Annotated in this window: 16 protein-coding genes, 1 other RNA gene and 1 pseudogene; 7 read left to right on the forward strand and 11 right to left on the reverse strand. The window is 66.4% G+C overall.

From position 1 onward, the window contains the following. Positions 1-3: 3 nt before the first annotated feature. Both ACPXYO_RS15875 and ACPXYO_RS15880 read left to right on the forward strand, forming a co-directional pair. A pseudogene (locus tag ACPXYO_RS15875) lies at positions 4-1,089 on the forward strand (FGGY family carbohydrate kinase); the annotation flags it as partial. Between the two features lie 52 nt (positions 1,090-1,141). After that, on the forward strand, positions 1,142-1,462 hold the full coding sequence (locus ACPXYO_RS15880) for an FGGY-family carbohydrate kinase (RefSeq protein WP_423922556.1): 321 nt from the start codon (positions 1,142-1,144) through the stop codon (positions 1,460-1,462). A gap of 43 nt (positions 1,463-1,505) precedes the next feature. Here the strand turns inward: ACPXYO_RS15880 and ACPXYO_RS15885 are convergent, their stop codons facing one another. From ACPXYO_RS15885 to queG, 4 genes are all read right to left on the reverse strand, one after another. Then, positions 1,506-2,690, reverse strand: coding sequence for an aminotransferase class I/II-fold pyridoxal phosphate-dependent enzyme (locus ACPXYO_RS15885; protein WP_423922559.1), 1,185 nt, complete (start codon positions 2,688-2,690; stop codon positions 1,506-1,508). 24 nt (positions 2,691-2,714) lie between these two features. Further along, positions 2,715-3,155 carry an SRPBCC family protein gene (locus tag ACPXYO_RS15890; protein WP_423922562.1) on the reverse strand — a complete coding sequence of 147 codons (441 nt, stop codon included), beginning with the start codon at positions 3,153-3,155 and terminating at the stop codon, positions 2,715-2,717. A 122-nt stretch (positions 3,156-3,277) separates the two neighbouring features. Beyond that, positions 3,278-4,390 carry a glycosyltransferase family 4 protein gene (locus ACPXYO_RS15895; protein WP_423922564.1) on the reverse strand — a complete coding sequence of 371 codons (1,113 nt, stop codon included), beginning with the start codon at positions 4,388-4,390 and terminating at the stop codon, positions 3,278-3,280. Next, positions 4,390-5,577 (reverse strand): tRNA epoxyqueuosine(34) reductase QueG, encoded by a 1,188-nt coding sequence (gene queG / locus ACPXYO_RS15900; RefSeq protein WP_423922567.1) that lies wholly within the window; start codon positions 5,575-5,577, stop codon positions 4,390-4,392. The genes ACPXYO_RS15895 and queG overlap by 1 nt, the downstream gene beginning before the upstream one ends. Before the next feature lie 109 nt (positions 5,578-5,686). On the opposite strand from queG, the gene ACPXYO_RS15905 reads away from it, so the two are divergent. Further along, positions 5,687-6,577, forward strand: a complete 891-nt coding sequence (locus ACPXYO_RS15905; RefSeq protein ID WP_423922570.1) for a serine/threonine-protein kinase — start codon at positions 5,687-5,689, stop codon at positions 6,575-6,577. A 295-nt stretch (positions 6,578-6,872) separates the two neighbouring features. Here ACPXYO_RS15905 and trpD read toward each other — a convergent pair whose 3' ends face one another. Beyond that, on the reverse strand, positions 6,873-7,997 hold the full coding sequence (gene trpD, locus ACPXYO_RS15910; protein WP_423922573.1) for an anthranilate phosphoribosyltransferase: 1,125 nt from the start codon (positions 7,995-7,997) through the stop codon (positions 6,873-6,875). An 87-nt stretch (positions 7,998-8,084) separates the two neighbouring features. After that, a complete protein-coding gene (locus ACPXYO_RS15915; RefSeq protein WP_423922576.1) occupies positions 8,085-8,399 on the reverse strand; it encodes a WhiB family transcriptional regulator in 315 nt (104 codons plus the stop codon). 265 nt (positions 8,400-8,664) lie between these two features. Here ACPXYO_RS15915 and ACPXYO_RS15920 point away from each other — a divergent pair, with 265 nt between their 5' ends. Both ACPXYO_RS15920 and rnpB read left to right on the forward strand, forming a co-directional pair. Then, a complete protein-coding gene (locus ACPXYO_RS15920; protein ID WP_420626618.1) occupies positions 8,665-9,108 on the forward strand; it encodes a hypothetical protein in 444 nt (147 codons plus the stop codon). Positions 9,109-9,191: 83 nt separating this feature from the next. After that, positions 9,192-9,558, forward strand: an RNA gene (rnpB, locus tag ACPXYO_RS15925) — RNase P RNA component class A. Between the two features lie 29 nt (positions 9,559-9,587). On the opposite strand, the gene ACPXYO_RS15930 is transcribed toward rnpB, so the two are convergent. Genes ACPXYO_RS15930 through ACPXYO_RS15945 form a run of 4 tightly spaced genes read right to left on the reverse strand, consistent with a single transcriptional unit; the run spans position 9,588 to position 13,888 of the window. Continuing rightward, positions 9,588-10,298 (reverse strand): histidine phosphatase family protein, encoded by a 711-nt coding sequence (locus tag ACPXYO_RS15930; RefSeq protein ID WP_423922579.1) that lies wholly within the window; start codon positions 10,296-10,298, stop codon positions 9,588-9,590. Continuing rightward, positions 10,255-10,773, reverse strand: coding sequence for a hypothetical protein (locus ACPXYO_RS15935; protein ID WP_423922581.1), 519 nt, complete (start codon positions 10,771-10,773; stop codon positions 10,255-10,257). Before ACPXYO_RS15935 ends, ACPXYO_RS15930 begins: the two co-directional genes overlap by 44 nt. Positions 10,774-10,815: 42 nt before the next feature. Continuing rightward, a complete protein-coding gene (locus ACPXYO_RS15940) occupies positions 10,816-11,586 on the reverse strand; it encodes a zinc ribbon domain-containing protein (RefSeq protein WP_423922584.1) in 771 nt (256 codons plus the stop codon). A 34-nt stretch (positions 11,587-11,620) separates the two neighbouring features. Next, positions 11,621-13,888: a transglycosylase domain-containing protein gene (locus tag ACPXYO_RS15945; protein WP_423922586.1), complete on the reverse strand. Its 2,268-nt coding sequence runs from the start codon at positions 13,886-13,888 to the stop codon at positions 11,621-11,623. Between the two features lie 77 nt (positions 13,889-13,965). Here ACPXYO_RS15945 and ACPXYO_RS15950 point away from each other — a divergent pair, with 77 nt between their 5' ends. Together ACPXYO_RS15950 and ACPXYO_RS15955 are read left to right on the forward strand one after the other, a co-directional pair. Further along, entirely contained in the window at positions 13,966-14,670 is a 705-nt protein-coding gene (locus ACPXYO_RS15950) for a thiamine diphosphokinase (RefSeq protein WP_423922589.1), read from the forward strand. Continuing rightward, positions 14,651-15,901 carry a hypothetical protein gene (locus ACPXYO_RS15955; RefSeq protein ID WP_423922592.1) on the forward strand — a complete coding sequence of 417 codons (1,251 nt, stop codon included), beginning with the start codon at positions 14,651-14,653 and terminating at the stop codon, positions 15,899-15,901. The genes ACPXYO_RS15950 and ACPXYO_RS15955 overlap by 20 nt, the downstream gene beginning before the upstream one ends. A gap of 19 nt (positions 15,902-15,920) precedes the next feature. On the opposite strand, the gene ACPXYO_RS15960 is transcribed toward ACPXYO_RS15955, so the two are convergent. Beyond that, the gene (locus ACPXYO_RS15960) at positions 15,921-23,165 is read right to left on the reverse strand and encodes a S8 family serine peptidase (protein ID WP_423922595.1); all 7,245 of its coding nucleotides are present in this window, start codon (positions 23,163-23,165) and stop codon (positions 15,921-15,923) included. Positions 23,166-23,198 lie beyond the last annotated feature (33 nt).

A 23,198-nucleotide genomic window follows, 5' to 3' on the forward strand; every position in this document is an offset into this window, starting at 1 on the left:
TCCATGGCAGTAGGTGATTCCGGCGACGAAGTGGCCTACGCCTACCGGTCGTTCCCGCAGCACTATCCCGGGCCGGGTCTGGTCGAGCACGACCCGAATGAGATCTGGGAAGCCACGGTTGCCGCTCTCGATGAGCTGTGCACGCGGCTTCGAGCGCTTGGTGACGGGCAGATGCCCCCAGTTGCCGCTATCGGCATCACCAACCAGCGTGAGACGGTCGTTGCATGGGATCGTCGAACCTCCGAACCGCTCGCCCGGGCCCTCGTCTGGCAGGACGTCCGCACCGCGGCGCGCTGCGGCGAGCTGGAGGCTGCTGGACACCTCGCCGAGGTTCGGCGCCTCACTGGTCTCGTGCTCAGCCCGTATTTCAGTGGCACCAAGATCGAATGGCTGCTGCGCCACGGCGGCCTACCAGCGAGCGGTGATCTGGCCATGGGCACTGTGGACAGCTGGCTGATATGGAAGCTGAGCGGCGGAATTGCGTTCACGACAGACGTCACGAATGCCTCGCGCACCCTGCTGTACGACATCGCAGCTAACGGATGGTCACAGCCAATGTGCGATCTGCTGTCCGTGTCCACAGCCGTTCTGGCCGAGGTGCGCCCATCGGTAGGTCGGTTCTGCCGGACTGCGGACACCACTCCGCTCGGCCCGGGCATTCCGGTGAGCGGCGTCGCCGGCGACCAGCAGGCGGCACTCTTCGGCCAAGGCTGCCATGAGGTCGGTATGGCCAAGAACACCTACGGCACAGGATCGTTCGTGCTGATGAATATCGGCGGCGCGTGCCCGGAGCCGATCGAGGGGATTCTGACCACCGTGGCCTGGGACCTGGGCGAGGGTCCCACCTATGCGCTGGAAGGCTCGATTTTCGCTACCGGAGCCGCTGTGAGCTGGCTCACCGAGATCCTCGCCGGAGCGGTCGATCCGGCGGGGACCGAATCGCTGGCCCGCAGCGTGCCCGACAGCGCCGGGGTCGTCGTGGTGCCGGCCTTCGCCGGCCTCGGCAGCCCCTGGTGGGATCCGAGCGCACGTGGAGCGATCATGGGCCTCACGTTCGCAGCCAAGCCGGCCCACATCGCACGCGCCACGATCGAGTCCATGGCGTTGCAGACCCGAGACGTCGTCGAGGCAATGAGCGCGGGTGCCGGCCGAGAACATCGCCGAGCTGAGAATCGACGGCGGGGCAGCAGTCAACGATCTGCTGTGCAGTGTCCAAGCCGATCAGCTGGGTGTCCCCGTCAGCCGACCAGTGGTGACCGAGACCACCGCCTTGGGGGCGGCAATGCTGGCCGGGCTGGCAGAAGGGGTCTGGACCTCGCCTGACGAGGCTGCATCGCTGTGGCGACTCGACCAGCGCTTCGAGCCTTCGGTTGACCGGGCGGCCCCAGACAGACTTCATGCGCTGTGGCGGCAGGCACTCGGACGGTCATTGCGCTGGTCGCCCGGCGAGGAATCTTCGTAAGCGGCACGGGACGTGGCGGAGGCCGCAACGTCCCCGGAGGTGCTCAGCCGGCGGGAGTCAGCTTGTCCAAGGCGACGCGTAGCTGGCTGGTTGCCTGACGAATGCGGTGCTCATTCTCGACGAGTGCGAACCGTACGTGGCCCTCGCCCCCCGGTCCGAAGCCCACGCCCGGCGACAGAGCGACGTTGGCCTCCGATACCAGCAGCTTGCAGAAATCGACCGATCCGAGGTGGCGATAGGGCTCAGGAATCTTGGCCCAGGCAAACATTGTTCCCTTTGGCGGTGCGATGTCCCAGCCGATGCGGCCGAGGCCGCGCACGAGAACGTCTCGCCGTTCGCGGTACGTCTCGCGCACCTGTGAGGGAAAGTCTTGGTCCTCGTTCATGACGACCGTGGCGGCAATCTGGATCGGCTGGAAGGTGCCGTAGTCGAGATAGCTCTTGAGCTTGGCGAGCGCAGCGATCATCTCGGCGTTTCCCAGGCAGAACGCCACTCGCCAGCCGGCCATCGAGAACGACTTCGTCAAGCTGTAGAACTCGACTGCGACCTCCTTCGCGCCTTCGGCCTGCAGGATCGAGGGTGGCTCGTAGCCATCAAAGCCCAATTCGGCGTATGCGAAATCGTGCACGAGCAGCACCTCGCGCTCACGAGCGAAGTCCACGATCCGCTGCATGAACTCGAGATCGACGCACGCCGTAGTTGGATTGTGCGGAAACGACAGCACGATCACCCGTGGCCGAGGCCATGAGTACTCGAAGCGCTCCACCAGGCGTTCGAAGAAGGTCTCGCCGACGTCGAGCGGTACTTCCCGCACGCTGGCCCCCGTGAAGAGCGGCCCGAAGATGTGAATCGGGTAGGAGGGTGCTGGTACCAGGCAGGCGTCGCCAGGCGCAAGCAGTGTCCACATGAGGTGAGAGAATCCCTCCTTCGCACCGATGGTGTTGATGACCTCGGTGTCAGGGTCGAGTTCGACTCCCCACTTGCGCTGGTACATGTCGGCAGCCGCAGCGCGCAGCTTGGGAATGCCGCGGCTGGCCGAGTAGCGGTGGTTGCGTGGATTGAGCGCGGCCTCCGCCAGCTTCTTCACGGCGCGCTCGGGTGACGGCAGATCAGGGTTGCCGAAGCCCAAGTCGATGACATCGGCACCTGCGCGCCGACGCTCGATCTTCAGCGTGTCGATGATCGTAAAGACGTACGGCGGCAGGCCACCGATGCGGCGAAACTCCATGATGCGTGTGAGGACCTTCGGCCCTTAGGCCACGGGGCCGGTCTCGAGCCGCGCCGCGAAGTCAGCCAGCGCGGTGTGGGCGATACGGCGCTCCGCACGACGCTTGACGAAGCCGGGCAGGGGAACCGCCAGCTCCAGGGCGAGTTGGTACAGCACCTCGGTACGACCGGGTTCGGTCATGGGGTTGAACTCGTACCTGCCGTCGAGCTGCTTGACGACATCGCCGTCGACGAGCTTCCACGAGATCTGGTGGGGAGCCCCGCCGTGGTCGTAGGCGAGCGTGTACCTGGCCGTCCGCCCCAGCGCCTCGACGCGGAACGAGGCTTGCGCGATCCGGCCGACCGGATCGCTCTCGATGACGGTCGCGGAAGAAATGTCGGTAGCCCACTCGGGGTAGCGCTCGATGTCGGTGATCAGCGCATAGCAGGCTTCGGGGGACGCAGCCACAACTGTGGTCATTGTCATCTCATCGATCATCTGTGCGTCCCTGGTCTCGCGCGCTGTCGGCTCCCATTGTCTCAGGGTCCAACCCCACCGTGGCTCATTCTCGCAGGATGACGTGGCCGCTGACACTCGCGGCACGAAACTCACCGCAGGGCCGCCTCGAGTTCTGCTGCCAAACGTTCATAGGAGAAGCGCTGTTCCGCCTCCGCACGCGCGGCGGCACCCATTTCCGCTCTGCGAGCGGGAGACGACAGCAGCTCGTCGATGGCGGCAGTCACCTCGTCGATGCTCGCAGGCCGATCAACGACGAGTCCTGTCCGGCCGTGAGCGACCGCCTCGTGGCTGCCACCCGAACGACCGGCAACGGCTGCCACGCCGCACGCGGCCGCCTCGACGAACACGATGCCGAACCCTTCCTGCTCCAGTCCTGCCCACCTGCTGCGGCACGGCGCAGCAAAGACGTCTCCCATCGCCATGAACTGCGGCACGGCATCGGCGCTGATGCGACCCAGGAACGTGACCGGAGCATTGAGGCGACGCCCGAGCCGTTCCAGCCGCGGTCGATCTCGCCCCGCGCCCGCAATCGCCAACTGGAGTCCGGGATGCTTCGAGCCCAAGCCTGACACCGCTTCGATGACTGCATCGAAGCCCTTGCGCGGCACCAGCCTGCTCAGACCCACCACGAGTGGCCCCGAGCCCAGACCGAAGCTGCGGCGAGCGGCTTGGCGCTCATCGGGCCCGAGCGGCACGAACCGATTCGTATCGACTCCGGGGGGAATCTCGGTAACGGGCAGCTCTCGCGACGCACATCGCTGTGCCTCCGCTGCTGCATATCCGCCGGCTGAAATCACCATCGAGGCCGATCGCAGTACGCGGGCCAGCACGCCAGACAGGCCGGGCAGTCGTGCCGGCACGGTGACCTCGGCACCATGGAGCACCACGCCATAGGGCATGCCGAGACGCGGGCCCAGCGCGCCGAGGGGCAAGGCGGGGTCAAGCAGCACGATCTCGGCGCCGACCTCTTCGGCCAGGGCACGGATCCGCTTCCCAAGGCCCGGATGCGGAAGCAGGACAGGGTCGGGGGTACGCACGATCCGCATGGGCTGGGCAGCGTCAAATGGGGCCGCGTTGCGGTGGGGTGTCGTGAGCACCGTCGTGGCGTCCGCCGGAAGGCGGCGCCACAGCTCCCACAGGTAGTTCTGTATACCTCCGATCTTGGGCGGAAAATCGTTCGTGACCAGCAGATGAGGTCGCATCAGCCGCCAACGCGCCGTGGCTGCACCACCGACGCAAGCTCTGCAGCCACCAGCCCGTCCGGATCGTGCTCGCCGAGGCCCTCAGCTCGTGCACGGTCGACGAGATCCTCCCGCCCGAGCCGGCGGGCTGCCCACACCGCATGGCCGGCGACGACAGCCGACGGCGACGCCAGGGATCGGCACAACACGTCTTGCACGGCCGCCGAGTCGGGATCGCCCACGTTTCCGAGTACAACCAGCGCATTGCGTCGCAGGTACTCGGGTCGCCGGCGCGGGATGTACCAGTGACCGAACGTTGCCATGAGGGCATCGTCAGTCATCCGGAGCACTTCGACGACATCGACGTAGCTGCTGCGCGCAGCGCGGGCGTTTCCGAGCGACACCGCCACGCGCCGTGACTGGGATGTACCCGTCGCCGGATCGTTGAACGGGCAGACAACCTGGCAGTCATCGCAGCCGTACAGTCGGTCCCCCAGGGCAACGCGGAACTCGGTCGGGAACGCACCGGGGGCCTGGATCAGCCATGCCAGGCAGCGGTTCGCATCGAGCACCCCAGCGGTGTCCAGCGCACCGGTGGGGCACGCCACCTGGCAACGACGGCAGGTGCCACAGCCGTCGGGCTCGACTTCACCCGGGATCGGGAGTTCGGCAGTCGTGACCACCGAGCCGAGCACGGTCCACGAGCCGAGCTCACGAGACAGCAGCATCGTGTTGCGGCCCAGCCAACCCAGACCCGCACGGGCTGCGGCAGCTCTATCCACCAAGCGGTTGTCGTCGTAGACCGCAACCGCCTCGAAGCCGCTGGCATGCAGGACCTCGCTCACGCGCTCAAGACCTTCACGCAGCGCGCCGTAGGCATCGGTCGCCACGTAAGCAGCCACCGATCCGCGGACGCCTGCCAAGGGTGCATCATCTGGTGCGCCGCGCTCGTCGGGTGGCCTGTAGGTGCGTGCGCACACCACGACGCTGCGTGCGCCCGCCAAGATGGCCGCCGGCGTGGTGGAACGCTCGGGCCGTCCGTAGGTGAACCACATGCCTGCATGCAGGCCGGCCGCCTTGCGCTCGGAGATTGCATGCCGCTCCTCGACGAACGGCGAGACATCGGTCACGCCGAGTGCATCGAGGCCGGCATCGGCGCCAGCCCGTTGAACCCGCGCCAGCAAGGTTCGGTCGGCGGCTGCAGCCATCTCTCAAGTGTGCCGTGAGCTGCACGCCGAACGCCGCCGATCAGGGTCGCGGCCCGGCTCAGACCGGTTCTCTTATGCTGGAAGCGGCGCTCAAGCCGCGGCCGGTGCGATGTACGAAGACCAAATTGACGTCTGGGTTGGCCGCCAGTACGGCCCTTACAAGATCACGGGGTTGCTGGGTCGCGGCACTGTGGCGCACTGCTACCGGGCAACGACGATGCGAGGAGACGAGATCGGTCTCAAGGTGTTGATGCCCTTTGCTGAGGCCCGGGCGGAAATCCGGTCGCTGTTCGAGCAGGAATACGAGCTGATGGCCCGTTTGGACCATCCGCACGTGCTCGCCGTCCATGGTGCCGGAGTGATCGGCGGCGCTCACTTCATGGAAATGGAGATTGTGGACGGCGAGACCCTGGCCGACCGCTGCGGCAGCCGCCACCCCCCGACCCTGACCGCGGGTATCGCCGTGATCCAGCAGATCTGCGCGGCCCTCGACCACGTCCACGAGCACCGGATCGTTCATCGCGATGTCAAGCCGTCGAACATCATGCTCGAGACCCGGCCCGACGGCAGCGACCGTGCGGTGCTCTTCGACTTCGGGCTGGCATACGACCTCGACGGGCCTCCGTCGCCACCGGGCCGGGTGTACGGCTCGCCGATGTACCTCTCCCCCGAGCAGGCGTTGGCGAAACCTGTGGATCCTCGCACCGACATCTACGGTCTCGGGTCGACGCTGTATGTCCTGGCTGTGGGCTCGGCGCCGTTCTACGGCGAGCGGAACGACCTTCTGCACGCACACGTGCGCACACCGCCGCCCGATCCCGCTGAACGTGGCGTGTCGGCCGCGCTTTCGGAGATCATCCTGACCGCCATGGCGAAATCGCCCGAGGATCGCTTCGCGAGCGGTGCCGACCTCGCCGCTGCGCTGGCAGCAGTGGAAATCCCCCAGCACGAAGGCGAGCGCCGCCGGGGGCTCCTACGCCGGCTGACAAGCCGGGCATAGGGGCATGAGCGGATAACTGCCGCCTCCGCAGCGGGCACACGCGGCCCCTCAGAGGACTCAGCTGACCCCGTGGCGGTAGCGCTCGACGAGCTCCGCCTCGTCGACGCCGTACACCAACACCGTCTGCGGTGGGCCGCCGTCGAATGCGACGATCGCCATCACCCGACGGTCCCCCGGTCGTACGCCGACCACAGTGCCCGTTCGTCCGACCAAGCAGGAACGGCGCTCGTCGGCTGTCTCCGCCAAGCGAACGACGTCACCGACGCCGAAAGGGAGCGAGAGGCCGACAACCACGCTAGGCGCCGTCTGCCGCCAGCCGCGTCGTGAGCTCGATCGCCGCTTCGAGCTTCGCGGCTGCACGCCCGTCAGCCACAGCGTCGCGGGCCAACTCGAAGCCTTCCGCGAAACCCTCAGCCAGCCCCGCGACGATCAATCCCGCACCGGCGTTGAGCTCCACGATCTGAGCTCTGGGTCCGGTCTCTTCACCGGCAACGATCGCCCGCAGGATGTCTGCGTTCTGCTGCGGGGTGCCGCCCCACAGAGCGGCTCGATTGACGCGTTCGAGGCCGATCGACGTCGGATCGAACTGGAATTCGTCGGTGATCTCTCCCTCGCGCACTTCGTAAATGCGCGTGAGGTCCGTCAACGTGATCTCATCGAGGCGGTCTGCGCCATGGACAATCAGCGCCAGTTCCGCACCCTGGGCCGCGAGCACCCCGGCGACGCGTGGCGCCATCACCGGGTCGCTGACCCCGAGCACCTGGCGTTTCACGCGGGCGGGGTTTGCCAGCGGTCCTAGGAAGTTAAATGTGGTGGGCACACCGAGCTCGGTGCGCACCGGCCCTGCGAAGCGCATTGCCGGATGAAATTTCTTGGCGAATGCGAATCCCAATCCGATCTCCGAGATACACCGTTCGACCGCGGGCCCGTCCAGATCGATCGCAAGGCCCAGCGCTTTGAGGGTGTCGAACGAACCCGACGACGATGTGGCTGCCACCGAGCCGTGCTTGCAGATCACCGCGCCGGCGGCCGCCGCAACGAACGCCGCCATGGTGGACACGCTGAGTGCGTGTTGCTGCCGTCCCGGGGCTCCGCCACTGCCGACGATGTCGATCGCGCCGTCGGGGGCCGTCAGCGGGACTGCCGCATCGTGCATGGCGTCCACGAGACCCGTGAGCTCGGGGACCGAACCGCCCTTCATTCCCAGAGCGATGATGAAGCCGGCCAACTGGGCATCGGTGGCGCTCTCGCGCAGGATGCTGCCGAGCGCTGCGCGCGCCACTTCTGGGCTCAGGTCTATGCCTGCCACCAGATCTGTGAGGACGGCCTTCCAGCCGCCGAAGTGTGCGAGCGGATGTGCAGGGACCCCGTCAGGATCATCCATGTCCGAAGCGTCAGTCTCTGTGGTGTCAGTGTTCACGGTTCGGAGACTAGCGATGTGTCCAAAAGCGCCTGGTCGCGCCTCTCGCCGCGCGCGGCACGGGCGCGGCGGTCTGGATCAGGTCGTTCAGTTCGAGCTGGCAGCCGCCTGCGCGTTGCGAGCGCGCGCCGCGGCGCGGCGCCTCCGGCGAATGATGCGTACACGTTCGGCGGCCGTCTGCCCGCCCCAGACGCCCTCCTTCTCCCGAACTGCAAGCGCGTATTCGAGGCACTCGCCCGATACCGCGCACGCCGCGCAGACCGCTTTCGCCTCGAAGGCACCCTCTTCGTCGCCCGCTGCGTCGCTGTCAGGCGGGTAGAAGATCTCGGCTTCGAGGCCTCGACACGCCGCGTGACGCTGCCATGCGAGCAAGTCGGTGGCGAGGCCACCGTGCTGATCCACGACGACCCGGATGGGGTCCGTGCTCGCGGGTTGTGATCTCGCGGCCCGTGGGCTGACGTGGGCTGTTGCTGTGACAGAAGGCATATCACGCGCAATCTTGCCGATGCATTGCGTCTTGTCAAGGGCTTATCGAGCGTTCAGTAGCCCTCAAGGACCCTGATGCGTGAGGCTTGCGCTGAGGGCGCAGACTGATCCCCGACGCCCTTGGACACACCCTTGGCCCTCGACAACCTGATACCTCACGCCGCAGGCGGAAAGCCACACCATGCGCAGTTTCTTGCAAGTCTTCGGTCAAAGCGTCGAGCGTCGAGCGGTCGTGCCTGGCGCGCTCGTTTCGGTTGGTACCGCGCTTGTGGTGGGCGTCGCCCTCGGGAGTCTGGTGCCGGAGCGGACTGCTGCGGCGTACGCCGTCAACGGTCTGCTGTTCGTCGGACTGATTGCCGGGGGCGCTGTCGCTGCGGCCAAGGCTCGAGACAATCACCTGTTGTCGGCGATCCTGACCTCGGGGCCCGTGATGGTCCTGGCCGTGGTGGTGCAACTGATCCGTCGCTTCGGTTCCGGCGAGACGGTTGCACCCCTGGGGCTCCCGCTCGTGATGCTGCTGGCGGCGTCGCTGGCGACTTTGGGCGGCGTGCTCGCCGGCATCGTGCGACAGCGTCGACGTTCGTTGCTGGATCCAGAGGAGTCACGCCGTTCGCGTAAGCGCTGACCGGCCCCATGGTGGCCCATTGCCCGCTCTCGTTCCCTGCGCTCACGGGCCGCTCGGGCCCTGACTAGCCTTGTTGGCTGCGGTGAGTCGGCCGGGTGGCCGCGGTCCGGCATCGCGTCATTGACCCGAAGCTGGCCCGAGGAAGGTCGGGACTCCACAGGGCAGGGAGCTGGCTCGCAACCAGGCGCCGCGAGGCGACGGAAAGTGCAACAGAGAGCAAACCGCCGATGGACCGGGCCACCCGTCCGGTCACAGGCAAGGGTGAAACGGTGCGGTAAGAGCGCACCATCGCCGGGGGCGACTCCGGCGGATCGGCAAACCCCTCCCGGAGCAAGGCCAAGCAGGGATCGGACGGCCCGTCCAATGATTCCGGGTAGGCCGCTCAGATGGATGGCCACCCCGACGGCGTCAGCCGACGGACAGAATCCCGCCTACAGGCCGGCTCACCGCCCCCACTGGCCAGCGGAGAGCTACGACGCTCAGCTGCTGGTACGAGGCCCGCCGGGTTCCAAGTGCGACGTGTCGTTGAACGCACTGAGCACTGGCGCACCTGACCGGAAGCCGATCCGAGTGATCTGGGCCTGGGCGACATGCATGCGCCAGCCGATCTCTTCGGCGGTGCCGAGGGCCCACCGAACCGCCGATTTGATCGGTGAGACGTGCGTGAAGACCGCGATGTTCAGCTCTGCTGCCTCGGCGGCCACGACATCGCACGCTGCAGCGACCCGAACATTGAGAGCTGCCAGCGACTCGCCTCCTGGCAAGGTAAATCCGGGATCGGCACGCCATTGCCCCCACATCTCGGCTCGCACCTCCGAGATTGGGATCCCGTCCCACTCGCCGTAATCCAGCTCTGACCAACGCTCGTCAATGGACATCTCGAGCCCCAGCAGCTCACTGGTGGCATCTGCGGTCTGGCGAGCTCGCAGCAGCGGCGAGGACACGATCCTGTCGGGCCGGTGATCGCCACGCGAGAGCGCAGCAGCGATCTGATCGGCTTGCTGAACGCCGACCTCGTCGAGTTCGTTGTCGACGCGCCCCTGCAACAGTCCCGCCGCGTTGGCACTCGTGCGCCCATGGCGCACGAGGATCAGCATGGGCGCCCGGCGCACGAGGATCAGCATGGGCGCCCGTGGCGTACGAGGATCAGCATGGGCCACCTCCGCCTCGCCGGTACTGCGGTCCGCCACGGTAGGCCAAACGTCCAGCTCGCCAGAAATCGGCCCGAGCCGCCGAGCTGTGCGCCATGCCGCTGGCGCGCCAGATCCACCAGCAGCCGGCGAGACCTACGAGTTCCATGGTGCCGATCAGCCACACGCTCCGAGCGGCAAGCGGCAACGTCGCGCCTGCCGTGTCGCCTCCCACGGGCCACCAGAACAGTGCGGGCTGGATCCACGCACCTTCGAACACCTGATGCCAGAAGACACCGATCGGCAGCGCCAGCCAGCGGCGACGCGTCCGCCGACGCCCGACGGTCGCCAGCATCACTGCCACAAGTCCACTGGCCGGCAGCGCCAATGAGTGAGTGAAGGGCGCTCCGCCAGTCGCAGCATGCATGACGTCGGGCAGCAGCGCCCCCGCCACGATAAGGCGATGGTCGATGGCAGGATCGCCGAAGCACCAGCGCATTGCCACCAGTGATGTCGCCACGAACCACAGCAACATCAGTCCGTTCCCCTGCGTAGCTGAGCCAGTGGATCCACCGGCTCAGCGCACGAGCAGTGCCCCGCACTGGGGACACTCGGCCAACACGTCGGGTTCGAGGTGCACGATGCGCTCGAACTCGACCGAGGGGACTTCGAGGTGACACGCGCTGCAGGTGGTGCCGACGAGCCGGCCGACGACAGGAGCGCCCCGGGCAATCGCCCGGCGCTCCTCATAGACCGACACCAGATCGGGATCGGCTGAGCCGACGAGCGCCTCCCGCTCGGCGATCACGTCGTTGTGCTGAGTGCTGGCCTCGCTCTCCGCGGCGGCGATTGCAGCGTCCACTGCTGCCATGCGTTCCGTCGCTGCTGCGTGGCGCCTTGCCAGATCGGCTCGGGCGCTGCTGAGCGGCTCAAGCTGTTCCATCAATTCGAGGATCTGGTCCTCGATCTCTATCTGACGTCGTCCGAGCGACTCTGCCTCTGCAGTGAGCGCTTCCGCCTCCTTGGGCGACGTCAGGTGGCTGTCGTACAGTCGCTCGGAGTTGTGCGCACGCTTGGCCTCGATGCGTGCGACCTCATCTTCGTGCCGGCGCTGCTGGCGTTCCAGGTCCCGGATCTGAGCGTCAAGCAGCCTTGCCTCAGATACCAGTTCGGCAAGCTCGGCCGTGATGCCGGCGCGGGTCTCGCGCTCCGGCAGGTGCTTGACCTGGTGATCGATCTGATTCAGTCGAACGTCGAGGTCCGCGAGCCGGCCGAGTGCTGCCAGCCCGCTCGACCGGGAGCCGGGCTCACCGGTCTGAGCACCTGGCTCGGAAGCGTCTGACGTCATCGGTGTCCAGTGGTCGAGTGAACGTGCATCGGGCTCAGGCCTGGTCGTCTTGTGTTCCGTCCCCGCCGGGATCTCCACCAGTTTGATCTGTGCTGTCCTGCGGGATGGATTCGTCAGTATCGCCCACGGGTTCGGTCGCTCGCGCCCTGAGCTCGGTTGCGATCTGGGTGCAGCGGATCCACTCGAACCTCGTCTCGCCATCGGTTGCTGGCACAGCAACTTTGCAGAGTGCATCGGGCAGAGGCTCGAATTCGTTGTCCTCGGTTGGGCGAACCATGCTGCATGGCAGGTCGAATTCGAGCGGAGGCTCCGACGGCGTCACCGCTACGGCGATCGAGCAGGTATCCCCGGACAGGAACAGGTACTGGCTGGCTCGAGACGGGGGCGGCGCCGGCGGGAATCCTCGTAGTTGGGTGTTCTCCAGAGCCCGCTCCATGTAGGCGGACCAGATGCGCGCCGGGATCCAGCCCCCGGTGGCCCGCCGACCCTGGATTTCGCCCATCGGGACCTGCTCGTCGGGATGGCCCATCCACACTGCGGTCGACATGTGCGGCGTGAAGCCCACGAACCAGGCGTCATGAAATGACTGCGTCGTGCCGGTCTTGCCGGCGGCGGCCTGTCCGCTCGCAAGCTGCGCCCGCGTCCCGGTGCCAGATCGCACATTTTCCTCGAGAACCGAAGTCACCCAATCGGCTGTGACCGACGACACCACCCGCCGTCCGTGCGGCGCATGCTCGTAGAGCACCTCCCCGAAGTTGTTCTCGATGCGGGTCACATAGAACGGCTCCATCCGAACTCCGCCGTTGACGAACGTGCCGAAACCCAAGGCCTGTTCGAGGGGGGTGATCTCCTGCGCGCCCAGCGAGATGGACGGATACGGCAGGTAGCTGTCCTCGCCCGACCGGCCGATGAGGCGATTCGCCATCCCGACGACCTCATCCAGACCGGTGACCAGGCCCAGCCGGACGAACGCGCAGTTCGAGCTGGCGGTTGCCTGCTGGGCCAGCGTGGCGACCCGACCTGGGCTGTTGGCAAAGTTGCTCACCTTGTAGTCCTCGAGCGGTGGATTGGGGAACACGCATGGCCCCTGCCCGCTGATCGTGTCGAACGGATAGAGGCCGGCGCGCTCGATCGCGGCCGCGAGGACGTAGGGCTTGAACGACGATCCGGGTTGGCGCCGGCCTTGGGTGGCGAGGTTGAATTCCGAATCGCTGAAGGCAGGGCCGCCGATGAACGCGAGCACCGCTCCGGTCGATGGATCGACGCTGACGATGGACACCTCGAATTCGCCTGTGCCCTCCGGCAGGACCTCCGCCACGGAGGTGCGCATAGCCCTTTGCAACTCGGGACGCAGCGTCGTCCACACTCTCAGACCGCCGCCGAACACCTGGCTGAAGCGGGCCTGGTAGGTGTCTCCGAGAGCTGGGTTGGCCAGCAGTGCCCGCCGCACTTCGACCAAGAAGTAGTCACGTCGAAGCGTCACGTCGGTGCGACGCGGCGACAGGTTGCGACTTGGCAGCGGCCGCCGTTCGAATGCGTTCCGCTGGGCCTCCGTGATGATCCTTGCATCGACGGCTTGCTGCAGCGACCTGCTGCGGCGTCGGGTCATCGTGGAGATGTTCTGATCGAACCCGTCAAACAGGCCGGGGCTGCGAATGAGACTTGCCAAGAATGCTGCATCGCCCACGTCGAGCGTCGAAACGTCCTTGCCGAAGTAGGTCTCGGCCCCGGCTTGCAGTCCGTACGCCCCGTTTCCGAGATACACCTCGTTGACGTAGAACTCGAGGATCTGTTCCTTGGAGAAATCTTCCTCGAGCCGGGCCGCAATCACCGCCTCGCGGATCTTGCGGTTGAAGCTGCGCTCGCTGCCCACCACACGGAGCTTGACGATCTGCTGGGTGATCGTGGAGCCACCTGACGCAATCCCGCCAGCGGACACGTTCGACACCAGTGCGCGTGCAGTCGCCCGCAGATCCACACCGTTGTGGAGCCAGAACTTGCTGTCCTCCACCGCCACGATCGTGGCAAGGACTTCGTCGGGCACCTGGTCGAGCGTGATGATCTCACGGTCGATGTCATTCAGCAGGATGCCGATCGGATTGCCGTCGGAGTCAAATACCTGGGTCCGCTGAGCCCCGGGCCGCAAGTCGATCGTGATGTGATCGCGGTCGCGTTCGACGGCGTCGAGGGTGCTTGCGACATGGGGCGCGGAGGCGCGGGCGCCGATCGTGACGACGGCTGCGCAGAGCGCGATCATCACGGCGAGTAGGGGCAGCCGGGCCAGCCGGCGGGCGATGTCCACGTTGAACTGCAAGGTACCGGGCCGACATCGCGTGCCCGGCGCGCCACAAGCCGGCCGCTGGGCATCACACTGGTGCCATGAGTCCGGCTGCATCTGGCGAGTGGTCCGCCGACGGGGCACACCTCGATGCCCGCTGCGTCTGGATCATCGACGGCGGTCCCAGCGCGCCTCGCCGACTCCCGCCCGGCGAGCCCACCTGCGTGATTGCCGTGGATCGTGGCTTGGCCCACACGCTGCGGCTGGGCTTGCGACCCCACGTTGCCGTCGGAGACTTCGACTCGGTCGATGCCGGAATGCTGGCGCGCACGCGTGACGAGTGGCCCGACCTCGTAGTCCAGCGACACCATCGTCATAAGGCGCACAGCGATCTGGACTTGGCCCTGAGCTTCGCGTGGGGGCTCGACCCCACCGAGATCGCGCTGGCGAGCGGTGCCGGCGGCAGGCTCGACCACATGGTGATCTCGGTGACAATGCTCGCACGGCCTCGCTATGCCGCGCTACCGCTCGTGGCCTACGTCGGCGCGAGCGTCGTACGCGCTGCAACCACCGGCATGACCATTGCATTGCCGTCAAGCGATGGGAACCTGCTGACACTGCTTGCCGTGGGCGGAGCCGCCAGTCTGCGTACGACTGGGCTGCGATGGAACCTGACCGGATCGATGCCACTCCCCAGCGCGGCGTCGCTCGGACTGAGCAACGAACTCACTGCACCTTCGGCCCGCCTTGGAGTACAAGCGGGCACCGTTCTTGCGATACAGACACATGGCAAGCCGCTTCCGTGAGCGACTCGCCGGGAGTGAGGCCCGGCGAGTTCGGATCTTCGCCGCTGTCGCGTGCGCAGCGGTCGTCCTTGCCGCTGGCTGCGCGGACACGGACCGGGGATCCGCTGCGGTACGCGTCCTGACATATCGCGACTTCCACCTGCCCGCCGACGCCCTCGAAGCGTTCACCGCCGAGACTGGCATCGAGATCGTGGTGTTCCGGGAGGACACGCCCGACGATGTCATCGACTTGCTGGAACGCAGCCGCACCCATCCCGTGGCCGATGTTGTGGTGGGCATCGACACGCTTGACCTGCAGTACGTCATCGACAGTGGCCTCACCGTGCCCTATGCGCCGCTGGCGCCCGGTCCGCTGGTCGAAGACCTCGCTGTCAACGCCCACGCATTGACGCCGATCAGCTATCTCGATGCCTGCCTGAACTATCTGCCGTCGTTCTACGTCGTGCCCGAGCGTCGCATTGACGAATTGCCCGACGCTGAACGCCTGCCGCCACCGGTGCCGCGCGGCCTCGGCGCCCTCCACGATCCGGCCCACGCCGGAACTGCGGTGATCCCGGACGCCGCAACGAGCCGGATGGGCGTGTACCTGCTGGTTGCGCTCGAGCGGCTGTATCCCGAACGCGGCGGTGACGAGGTGACACCGTGGCCCCAGATTCTCGACCAGATGCTGCGTTGGGGCGTCGAGCTCGCACCGAGTTGGGAGATCGCGACCTTCGAGCGCTTTGCCGGCGGGGAGCCTCCCCCGCCGCGGCCGATCAGCCAGGATGTTCCCGATCCTGTGACGCTGGAGTCGCTGCGGGGTCGTCTGCCGATGACGTGGGGCACAGCGGGGCTGCCGTCGGTCTATGCCGAGTACCAACCCGGCCTGCCCGAAGCACTCGACATAGCGGTGGTCACCGATGACTGCGTTCGCATCGGGTTCTATGCCGGAGTCGTCGCCGGAGCGCAGAACCAGTCCCTCGGCGGGCGCCTGATCGACGCCATGGGTGAACCGCTCTTCCAATTCGGCGTGAGCGATCGCTTCGGCTCGCGCCCAGCGCGCAGCGACATCGTGAGCACACCGGAATGGCAGGAATTCGGGGTGAGAGTGCACCCGTATCGGCCCGATCCTGCCTACGTGGGCGCCAACTGGAAGGTGTGGCAACTCACCTGGAGTCAGGTCGTGCGGAACTTCCAGACTGGCCCTCCCCCACCTGAGCCCGAGGTGACGGTGACCTTGCCCGACAACTAGGGCGTCGCGGAGCGGCTGGTCAGAGGTTGGCGAGGATGCGTCGTGCGGCGCGGGCGGCGGTGTCGGTGCGGGTGCGGCCGGTGATGCGCCGCACGTCGGCACTGTCGGGCGCGGTTTCGGTGATGGCTGCGCGCACGTCGTTGGCGACCGCTGCTCGGCCGCCCACGATGATGACCTGGCCAGGTCGGTAGTCCAGTATCAGCGCCGCGGTCGCTTCGGGCAGCGTTCCTTGGTTGGTGTAGGCGACCGCAGAGTTCTCGGTTGCTGCTGCCAAAGCCGCCGCGACGCCCACATCAGGAGCGGACCAGCCGTTGGCAATCACCAGAGTGACGCCGTCGGGGGCTGCGGCGGGGTTGCCCAGCACTCGCCGCGCTGCCTGCGCGGCAGTGTCGATGCGATCAGCGCCAGTCAGACGGGAGACGCTGGCCCCGCTGGCCACCGCGACGATCTCGTCGTGCACCTGCTCGCTGATCGCCGCAGTGCCCCCGATGAGGACTACCCGCGCAACCTGGTAGTCGCGCAGCAGCGCCGCCGACGCTTCGGGCAGCCTGTCGCGCTCGGTGTAGATCACCGCCGAGCGGCCGCTGCGCGCAGCCAGCGCCGCAGCGGCCCCGATGTCAGGCGGCGACCAGCCATTGGCCACGATCAGCGTGACCCGGCCCGCACCCGAAGGCGCCCCGAGGATGCGACGCGCCGTGCCCGCCGCCGTGTCGGCGCGATCCGCCCCCGAGACGCGCGAGATGTCCGAATCGGGTGATGCGGCGCGGATCTGGGTGCGAACATCGCGCGACACCGCCGCTGTGCCGCCCACGATGATCACCTCTGCAGGCGAGGCCTCTCTCAGCAGCACTCTCGTTTCATCGGACAGCTCGCCGCCCGCGGTATAGACCACCACCGCGCCATCGGTTCGGGACGCCATCACCGAGGCCACCCCCACATCAGCAGGACTCCACCCATTCGCCACCACAAACGTCGCGACGCCAACATCAAAATCACCACCACCGCCACCGCCGCCGCCGCCGCTGGGACCGGTGGGGCCAGTAGGAGTTGTCGGGCGGACCGGGCGGGTCGGACCTGCCATCGCCTGCACGGCGTTGATCGAGACGGTCTCCAGGATCTTGGAGTCAAACGCGTCGATGTACTTCACTCGGACTCTCAGCCAGTAGCCCAGATCGTCAGCGACAGGCCGGTAACTCGACGACATGGCGCTGTCGATCAGCTCCCAGCTGCTCGGGTCGTTCCGGTCATCGGAACGCCACCACATCCACTCGTGATCGGTCACCGGGACATCGGGCTCAGTCAGGACCGCTCGTAGCGTCGAGCCCACCCCAGGCAACGTCGCCGAGAGCTCCAACATACCGAGCTCGTCTTCGTTCTCGACCGTCACCGTCACCGCAAGCGTGCCGTAGTGGGTGCCGTCGAAGGCACGCACGGTGATTTCGTAGTCATTGCGGCGGTTCGAATCGGCGGGTTGCTCGTAATCGGGCGGCTGGAAGAAGTTCAACTCGCCGGAGTCGTCGATCTCGAAATCGCCACGGTCGGCTCCCGCGAGCGACCACGTGACCGCCACACCTTCCGGATCGACCGCCGAGTAGCGGTCGACCTCACCATCACTGTTCTCGGTCCAGGTGAAGCTCGTCTGCCCGGTCACCACCGGCGGCTCGTTCACGCCGGTGACTCGGACCGTCACGTCGAGCGTCCCGTGCTGCGACTGGGTGCCGTCGTCGGCACGGACGGTGATCTCGTAGTCGTTGTCGAATGCAGTATCGAAATCCGGCTGGTTCCTGAAGCTCAGCACGCCCGAATCCTCGTCGATCTCGAAATCGGTCCGGTCGGGTCCGGCAAGCGACCAGGTGACCTCCTCGCCCTCGGGGTCACGTGCCGTGTATTTCGCAACCGCGTCGGTGCGGGTCTCGGCATAGCTCGGCACCAGCGGACCCGTAACCGTCGGCGCCTCGTCGATGTCTTCGACGGCGATGGTCACCCGTTGAGTCGCCGTCAAATTCGATGGATCGCGCGCTGTGACGGTCACCTGGTAGGAGGATTTGCGCTCGTGGTCGAGCAGCACCTTCGTCCGCAACTGACCGCCTCCGGGATCAATGTCGAACGATGCGGCATCGCGGCCCCCGAGCGCATAGGCCAGGTCGTCGTTGTCGAGATCGTCCGCCGCAACAGGCAGACCAATGTCACGATCGGGTGCCGTGTTCTCGTCCACGGACCGAGCGCCCTTTTCCGTCGATGGGAACGTCGGAGCTCGGTTGCCTGGCGGTGCCATACGGAGGGCATTGTCAGGCTCGGCGCTGACCGTCTTGCTCGGACCGTGTCGATCCCGGTACGACGCAGTGGCGCGCAGGTCGTAGCCGACATCGCCATCAGCGGGCGTATACGACGATGACGTCGCCCCGCTGACGGCCGCCCAAGGTCCGCCGTTCAGCGAGCGCTCCCACAACCATGTTGTGCCGCTCACACCGCCGTCAGGGTCGCTGAGCGTCGCCCTCAGGGTTGTGCCGGCTTGCGGCGGGGGCGACGAGAACGACAGCGTGCCGTCCTCGTCTTCGTTCGTGACCGTCACGGTCAACGGCTGGGTTGCTGTCAGCCGGCCGTCGGAGGCCTGCACGGTCACCACATAGGAGTTGTTGCGCCCCGAATCCACCGGAGCCTCGAAGTCCGGCATGGCTGCGAAGGTGACGACGCCCGTAGAGCGCCCGATGCTCAGATCCTCGCGGTCGGTTCCAACCAGCGTCCAGATCACATCCTCGCCTTCGGGATCTTCTGCTTCGAACCTGGCCACCTGACCCGCGTGACCTTCGACAACGCTCTCGCTGGTCGGCCCTAACGTGATCATCGGCGCTTCATCGACATCGGTTACCGTGACCGAGACGTCGAACCTGTCATCGACTGCCGTGTCAGCATTGCCCTGGGCGTCTTTGCCGTCGGAAGCTTCCACAGTGACGCGATACCCGCTCTGGGCCTCGTGATCCGGTAGGTCCATGAATCTGAGGACTCCGTTGCGGTCGATTTCAAAGTCGACCTGGTCGCTGCCCGAAAGCGTCCAGGTGACGCGCTCCTTGTCTTCGGGGTCGTTCGCCTCGTAATCCGCAACGCTTCCTGTGGTGTTCTCAGCGAAATTCCTGGTGGATGGACCGGTGATGTCCGGTCGCTCGTTCACGTCCTCCACCTCGACTTCCACCGAGACGACGTCGGCGTTTTCGCCATCGGAGGCCTCGACGTCGACCTGGTACTTGTTGTCGCGGTCGCGGTCGTCGGGCATTTCATAGTTCGGCGGATCCTTGAACCTCAAGGAACCCCCGGCGATCTCGAAGTCGAGCCGGTCATCGCCTGAAAGCGTCCACGTGATCCTGTCGTTCTCAGGATCGTCGGCGCTGAAGAACAGCCCCGTCGAGGTGCTGTTCTCGTCGACAGCGGCCATGCCGTCGCCGGTCAGCGTCGGCTTCTCGTTCTGGTCGGTGACCGTTACCTCGATCTCGAACTCGACGGTGGTCGTGCCATCGAACACCTCGAGAATCAGGTCGTACACGTTGTTGCGACCGCTGTCGGTGGGCGCTTCATAATCGGGGACGCCGTCAAAATGGAGCCTGCCCAGGCTGTCCATGTCGAACTCCGCAGCATCGGTGCCCACCAGGTCGACTTCGACGATGTCGGTGTCAGGGTCGTCGACGTCGTAGTCGAAGATCACCGCGTAGTTGCCCTCGGGGTATTCGATCTGGTGCGGGCTTGCTAAGTCGACGCAGACCCCTGGCTCCGTGCAGTGCACCACCTTTGGGGGCTCGTCGGCATCAATCACTTCGATGGTCACTTCGATGGTGTCGTCGACCGCTGTGTCGACCGTGCCGTCGTCTGCCTTGGTGTCAGTGACCGACACTGTGATGGTGTAGGTGGAGCGATCCTCGTAGTCGGGATCGAACGCGGTTGTGATCTGCGCCGCCGAGTCGATCGCGAACGAGCCCGCGTCGGTCCCGCCCAGGGTGTACGTGAACGTGTCGTTCTCTGCGTCACGCGCTTGCACGGTTGAGCCGACCGCTGCACCCGAACCGGAGTTCTCTGCAATCGAGCGCGTGGTGCGCTCGCCGTCGGCAAAGAACGGCTCGCTGTTGGTTGCGCCTGGCGTTCCTCGTGCGGTCACCGACCAGTCGCCCTTCCGGTCGGCCACACCGGTCAGCGCTCGGACCTGCACGTCGAGCCGGATCCCGTCGCTCACCTCCGAGCCGTCCAGGACATGTGTGCAGCTGCTGGCGGTGCACGAACTCATGTCAGAGGACCACCGAGCGTCCGACTTGTCGGCCGCATCGCTGCGAATGTGTCGAACCTCGTAACCGGTGATCGCCGAAGCGCCCGTGAAGTCGGGCTCCTCCCACGCCACCGTCAGCGAGCCGGAGCCGGGCTGCACGTAGCTCAGCGGTACGGCATCGGGAGACTGGCGGTGGCCGTACACCTTGATGTCCCACGAGTTCACGGTGTTGCTGGCGCCGCCTCGCGCCTTGTCGGTGACGCGCAACGTCCAGGTGCCGCGGGGGTCCTCGCCGAGGTGCCTGGCCGAGCCGAACCTGAACACGCCGGTGAGCGGGCATGGGCGATTGGAGGTGCAGTCAGTCGAGTTCTGGACCGTCAGCACCGAGGTTGCGCCCGACGGGGATTCCAGCTTGATCTCCAGATTGCGGAAACTCGGCGCGTTGAAGTCGACATTGACCTCCACGAACTCGGTGAAGTCCGCCTCGCCTTCGAGACGGACAGTGCTCGCGACGGCGCTGCCGGTATCGGGAATGCTGCGCGCAGTGTCGTACGACGCGGTCGCGGTGCGCATCGCGGGCACCTTGGACCAGCTCCCGGCAAGCGCGACCGCAGCCGAGGCATCCACCACACCGAAGCCGTACTGGTGATTGAAGCTGTAGGTGCCTGTCGTTCCGTACTTTGATGCGCCTGTCTCCCAGCCCGTGTCGGTGTCGTCGTTCGTGCGGGCCGATGCCGCCAGGATCAGCTTGACATCGCGCCACGACAGCGTGGAATCGACATCTCGGACAAGCGCAGCGACGCCGGACACGATGGGAGCAGCCGAGCTCGTGCCGCCGAAGCGGTCGGTGTAGCGGCTGTAGCGCCAGGTGGTCGCAATGCCCGGGTACACCTTGTCTGTGCTGTCGGAGGGCGCGCAGACCCACAGGTTCGGTCCTTGCTCGGAGTAGTCCGAGCGCTTGCCGTCGTTGTCCACGGCGCAGACCGCGGTGACGCCGTAGTAGTTGGCGACCTCGTCCAGCGAGGCCCAGTCGCCGTCGTCGTCGCCATTGCCGGCTGACCAGATGTAGACGATGCCGTGGCCGCCGGATCCCTCGGTCACGCCGGCGTCGATCGCGCGTTCCCACAGCCGTCCCACACGAGAGGCCCGCGGACCCTCTGAGGGTCCCCAGCTGTTGTTGGAAATCGACGTCGTGACGCGCCCTTGCGACGCGGCCCTGACAGCGTTGAACGAGCTGAATGCACTGTGCAGGTCGTAGGCGTAAATGGTCGCTCGGGGCGCCACGCCGCGCATGCCGATGCTGTTGTCGCGCGCTGCGATGAGGCCCGCCACCGCAGTGCCGTGGCTCGACCGCTCGCCGAAGACGTCATCGACGCTGCGAAAGCTGTGATTCTTGGCCCTGTCGACGTTGGCCGCCAGATCCTCGTGGAAGTAGTCCAAGCCTTGGTCCACGACGGCGACGTTGATGCCGGTGCCCTTGTAGGTGTCCCACACAGTGCCGAGGTTGATGTCTTCACCGGCCGTGCCCCCGAACTGCCCGGTGTTGTTCAAGTGCCATTGACACCCGTAGAACGTGTCGTCAATGCCGGCCGGTGCCGCGGGGCAGGTTTCTGTCAACCGTCCGAAGGTGCCGTCGGGCCGCAGGAGCACGAGATAGGTGCCGGTGTCGCCCGCCTGGTCGGCCTGCACTTGCAGGTAATAGGTGCCAGCCGACAGCGTGTCGTAGGTGGCGAAGGTGTCGATTGACCCAATCGAGATGCTGTAGCTGTTCACGTTGAGATCGGCGCCGAATGAGTTCTGCAGCGTTACCTCGATATCCAGGTCACGGCTGGACCCGACCAGCGCCACGCGGGTGGATTCGTCGAGCGTGAACCTGAAGAAGTCGGTGTCGCCTGTGGCGCTGATCTCACCGCCGGCGGTCTGGCTGATGTCGATTTCGTGTGCTGTCGCCCGAGAGCTGCCCGGTTCCGGCGATTCGTAGACGAACAGGTAGTACAGGCCGGAGTCGTCGCCGAAGAACGGCTCGACCCTGATGTAGTAGGTGCCCGCGGCGAGCGTCTCGCGCAGGGCGAATTGGAGGCGAGTCGGCTCCAAGTACGCGTCGTCGTTCGTCGCGACGATCGAGCCGTCGGCGTTCAGAATTGCGCCGTAGGTGTCGGCCACGAAGCCGCTGGCACGTGCAGTGATCGTGGTCTCGGCTGCCAGTTCGAGCTTGAAGTAGTCGATGTCGCCGTCGTCGAGCAGGGACCTCGCCCCGGTGTCGTGCAGGACCGCCCTGGTGACGCTGCCGAGCTCGATGTCGGTCGCATCGCTGAGGCCGGTCGTGTCGGCGGCGGTTTGCAGGTGCAGCGTGTAGGCACCCGTGGAGCCGCCGTAACCGGTGACCTCGATGTAGTAGGTGCCGCCGGTCAGCTTGCCGTCGAGCTTGAAGTTCTCGGGGCCGCTGGAGAGGTACGAGTCGTCGTTGCTGTCGATGAGGCTGCCGCTGCTGCGATACAGCTTGCCGTGGGTGTCGGTGGTGCCCGTCGTCAGGATGAAGTACTCCCGAGTGCCGCTGACCGGGAACCGGAAGTAGTCCACGTCGCTGGCGGAGTCGAGCACGCCCCGCACCGGCAGCTCGTTCACGATTGCCGTCGCTGTCCCGCGTGATGAACCCGGATCCCCCGGCGTCCCTGCCACGCTCGTCGCCCACGCCCCGTCGCTCGAGGTCACAGCGCGCACCTGCACGTCGTAGGAGGTGCCGTTGGTGAGCGGGCTCACGATGATCCGCAAGTCTCCTTCGGACCATGCATTGTCGAGGACGGTCCACTCGGAGTCATCGGCTTTGTCGGTGTCGCTCGCGCTGGTCTCGATGTAGCGCAGGTCATAGGCCGTGATGTCGGCAACTGTGACACCGTCGGGGTGGCCCCAGGCCACCGTCAGAGCCTGATCGCCGGATGCCACCGCAGTGATCGAGGGCGCTGCGGGCGTCTGGGCTGCGGCGAGGCCGTGCCCGAGCCCCGGCAATGAGAGCATCCCCGCCCCCAGGCACACGACCAGCGCTGATCG

Origin of the sequence: Candidatus Poriferisodalis sp. (genome assembly GCF_965237655.1) — a bacterium.
In the GTDB taxonomy this organism is placed as follows: Bacteria; Actinomycetota; Acidimicrobiia; order Acidimicrobiales; family Poriferisodalaceae; genus Poriferisodalis.

Excerpts from the sequence above, each read along its gene's own strand:
- ACPXYO_RS15890 (WP_423922562.1), bottom strand. The coding sequence starts at position 3,155 with ATGACAATGACCACAGTTGTGGCTGCGTCCCCCGAAGCCTGCTATGCG.
- ACPXYO_RS15905 (WP_423922570.1), top strand. The coding sequence starts at position 5,687 with ATGTACGAAGACCAAATTGACGTCTGGGTTGGCCGCCAGTACGGCCCT.
- ACPXYO_RS15950 (WP_423922589.1), top strand. The coding sequence starts at position 13,966 with ATGAGTCCGGCTGCATCTGGCGAGTGGTCCGCCGACGGGGCACACCTC.
- ACPXYO_RS15955 (WP_423922592.1), top strand. The coding sequence starts at position 14,651 with ATGGCAAGCCGCTTCCGTGAGCGACTCGCCGGGAGTGAGGCCCGGCGA.
- queG (WP_423922567.1), bottom strand. The coding sequence starts at position 5,577 with ATGGCTGCAGCCGCCGACCGAACCTTGCTGGCGCGGGTTCAACGGGCT.
- ACPXYO_RS15885 (WP_423922559.1), bottom strand. The coding sequence starts at position 2,690 with ATGGAGTTTCGCCGCATCGGTGGCCTGCCGCCGTACGTCTTTACGATC.
- ACPXYO_RS15895 (WP_423922564.1), bottom strand. The coding sequence starts at position 4,390 with ATGCGACCTCATCTGCTGGTCACGAACGATTTTCCGCCCAAGATCGGA.
- ACPXYO_RS15960 (WP_423922595.1), bottom strand. The coding sequence starts at position 23,165 with ATGCTCTCATTGCCGGGGCTCGGGCACGGCCTCGCCGCAGCCCAGACG.
- ACPXYO_RS15940 (WP_423922584.1), bottom strand. The coding sequence starts at position 11,586 with ATGACGTCAGACGCTTCCGAGCCAGGTGCTCAGACCGGTGAGCCCGGC.
- ACPXYO_RS15920 (WP_420626618.1), top strand. The coding sequence starts at position 8,665 with ATGCGCAGTTTCTTGCAAGTCTTCGGTCAAAGCGTCGAGCGTCGAGCG.
- ACPXYO_RS15935 (WP_423922581.1), bottom strand. The coding sequence starts at position 10,773 with ATGTTGCTGTGGTTCGTGGCGACATCACTGGTGGCAATGCGCTGGTGC.